Here is a 2589-nt window from a genome sequence, read left to right as displayed (position 1 = left end):
CTGATTTACCTCAATGCGAAATGGACGTCATATACCACACATGGAAGATAACTCATTGAAAAAAAGAATGTTAACTTCGGTCTTGAAAACCGGCGACCCGAAAGGGTTCCAGAGTTCGAATCTCTGCGCTTCCGCCAAATTTATCAAGGGGCTAGCTTAGGCTAGCCCCTTGCGTTTTTAGGCTATTGGTATACTGTTGGTATATTCACTTGGTATATTCTGCCTGTTGACAGCTAAATATATTTGTGCATTGCCTGTGTGTATCCGCTAAAAATTTCCTCCATTAGCCCACCAATTTTCTCCGTCAGCGTCACGATCGCTTCGTCCCTTCTGAGTACGACCCAGCCGTTTTTTCTGGCCAAATCCAGCCATGACTCCAGAGAAATAATCAGGTCATCTTCGCGTAGCGGTAGCTCGTTAACTGTGACGCCAGCGCGTTTGTAGCAAAGGGTTCGGGTGTCGTAACTGTTGGGCTTGGCTGGAAGGGGAGTGAGAGAGGCTGAATTCTTCTGGTTGAAATAACAATCCTCTAATTTTTCGAAGACGTCCCAAGCCTGATCGGTTTCCAGCATTTTGGCGTGGCGGGCTGCGCCGCGCTCTGTCCAGAGAATGAGAGATCGAGTTTTGGGGGAGATAGAATTTTGTGAGTGACTTAAAGTCTCTCGCAAATTTTTAAGCTCATCCCCGGCCACTTTGTAAAAATGTTTTCCTTCACTGAACCGTTCCTGATTACGAGCATAATTTTTTTTGATGTTGTCAGTACCAGTATCATAAAGCAGTGCTAATAGCTCAGTAGTAATCACTGGTGTATTTTGATGAACGGTCAGTGAAATTGATTCTGCAGAAATTTGAGTTGTCATAACGACGTCCTCCGGCGGTTTCTTCTTTTCTCACCACCGTCAGGTTCCAATCATTGGGTGGTGAACTGTGTAGGGTTGGAACTACCGGGAAACCACCGGCCAACCTTTCGGTCGCCCCACACAGCCCACCATAATGCGAAGATGTGACTATGCAAATGACAATAAAAAACACGCTCGCGGCGTGTCGTTGTCGCGGTTTCTATCCGGGGCTCCAATCCCGACACCAGATTTTGCTGGTGCATGTGTAGTATCGGGGTGTTTCATCTTCATGTCAATCCATCGGGCGATTGAGGGTCGGTGATATTTTCACCTTACGGTCATATGTCGTCACCTGACTTTCAGTTTTATGGCCAGAGAACAGCTGCTTGTCCCTGCTACTGCCCTCGTAGTCCGAAATAGCCTTGGCTTTGATGTCGTGAAATGTTCCCGCAACAGAACGGCCAAGCTTAATCGCTGCTGCTTTCTTCGCTTTATTCCACCAGGTATTGAAGGTTTTTTTATTCATTGCGCCACCGGATGGCCCCGGGATCAGATAACCTGCTGGTGCTCTTCCGGATAGCTGCTGAATAGCCTGGTCGACTGCCGCTCTGAGGCGAGGGGACCATTGCTTTATCTGCTTTTTGCCGGTTTTGTTTTGCTCAATAAAAATCCCGTCATGCCTGATGTCAGCGAGCCGCAGCTCCAGTACATCTCCCTCGCGCGCGGCACAAAGATATGAAATTTCCATGGCCACCTGCACCTCCGGGGGCGCGCACTCATAAATAGCCAGATAATCTTCATCGGGAATATAAACGTCCCGGTCGGTGAGGGTAAATTTCCGGATCCCTTTACAGGGATTGCCCTTCACATATCCCCGTTCAAAGCCCCAGCCAAACACCCGGGACATGCTGGCCACTTCCTGGTTAGCCTGGTTCTTGCTGCTGACACCGCGCTTATCCATAAAAATACGGACCTGCTCAATCTTAATATCGTCAGCTTTCATTTTGCCAAACACGGCCAGAAGCTGTTTCTGATGCTGGTGGTAATCCTTTTGAGTACGTGGCGCTCGCTCAGTGAATGACGGGCTCCCGATAAACATCGCCCACAGTCGGGCGAATGTCATTACGTCATGACGCTTCGCCTTCTCCTCTTCGTATCGTTGCCATAGTTTTGAAATTGAGGTTTCACGAATTTTCCCCAGGCAAATACTGAGCGTGGTTCCCTTCGGTTTCCAGATGTAGCTGTATTTATTTTTCGATACCCGTGGTGGAAGATGAGTATCTTTCGGATCTTTTCTTGGTCTGCCCATAGATAGCGTTGAAGTTCGGCTCTGTTGCAACATATTCGTCAACCTTGGGTAGTTCGGTTATTCCCGGTAAAATGTTTCTGCGCAATACAATTGGGCGATTCCGTCCATCCGTTGTGAAAGGAATGCCGTGGCAGCGCAACTGACGCTGTTGCTGCGTATAACGCATATATCCGGTGATTTCCTGAATCTCCTGAGGCGACAACGTAAGTTCATGCATCGGTCATCTCCTGATGACCGGGCAGGCAGAAGGTACCTGGCCGGTGCGTTCATGAGTGAAAAAGGAAAATCATTTTTTAATCAGCTGTTGCCAGATGGCTGAAACGTATTTGGCCTGGTGGCGAGCATCGGCAAGGGCGTTATGCTGATCGCCTTCGAACGGGATTTCATAGCGCGGATTAATACCAACCGCTTTGCCCATTTCGACGATGGTGCGTACGTCCC

Annotated in this window: 4 protein-coding genes; all 4 read right to left on the bottom strand. The window is 48.7% G+C overall.

Annotated features, from left to right (window positions below; genetic code table 11):
- Positions 1-233 precede the first annotated feature (233 nt).
- Positions 234-860, bottom strand: coding sequence for an ORF6N domain-containing protein (locus tag VGM55_RS20720; protein ID WP_331636516.1), 627 nt, complete (start codon positions 858-860; stop codon positions 234-236).
- A gap of 271 nt (positions 861-1131) precedes the next feature.
- On the bottom strand, positions 1132-2148 hold the full coding sequence (locus tag VGM55_RS20715; RefSeq protein WP_331636515.1) for a tyrosine-type recombinase/integrase: 1017 nt from the start codon (positions 2146-2148) through the stop codon (positions 1132-1134).
- Entirely contained in the window at positions 2087-2365 is a 279-nt protein-coding gene (locus tag VGM55_RS20710) for a DUF4224 domain-containing protein (RefSeq protein WP_331636514.1), read from the bottom strand. The genes VGM55_RS20715 and VGM55_RS20710 overlap by 62 nt, the downstream gene beginning before the upstream one ends.
- 69 nt (positions 2366-2434) lie before the next feature.
- Positions 2435-2589 (bottom strand): 3'-5' exonuclease (locus tag VGM55_RS20705; protein WP_331636517.1); only part of this gene is annotated, 155 nt, incomplete at its 5' end.

It is taken from the genome of Cedecea sp. (assembly GCF_036500665.1).
Classification (GTDB): domain Bacteria; phylum Pseudomonadota; class Gammaproteobacteria; order Enterobacterales; family Enterobacteriaceae; genus Cedecea.
Note: the sequence above shows the minus strand (reverse complement) of the source record. Positions and strands in the feature narration are given on the sequence as shown.

Bases quoted from the DNA above. Each gene is read 5' to 3' on its own strand.
- VGM55_RS20715 (WP_331636515.1), bottom strand. From the start codon at position 2,148: ATGGGCAGACCAAGAAAAGATCCGAAAGATACTCATCTTCCACCACGG.
- VGM55_RS20720 (WP_331636516.1), bottom strand. From the start codon at position 860: ATGACAACTCAAATTTCTGCAGAATCAATTTCACTGACCGTTCATCAA.
- VGM55_RS20710 (WP_331636514.1), bottom strand. From the start codon at position 2,365: ATGCATGAACTTACGTTGTCGCCTCAGGAGATTCAGGAAATCACCGGA.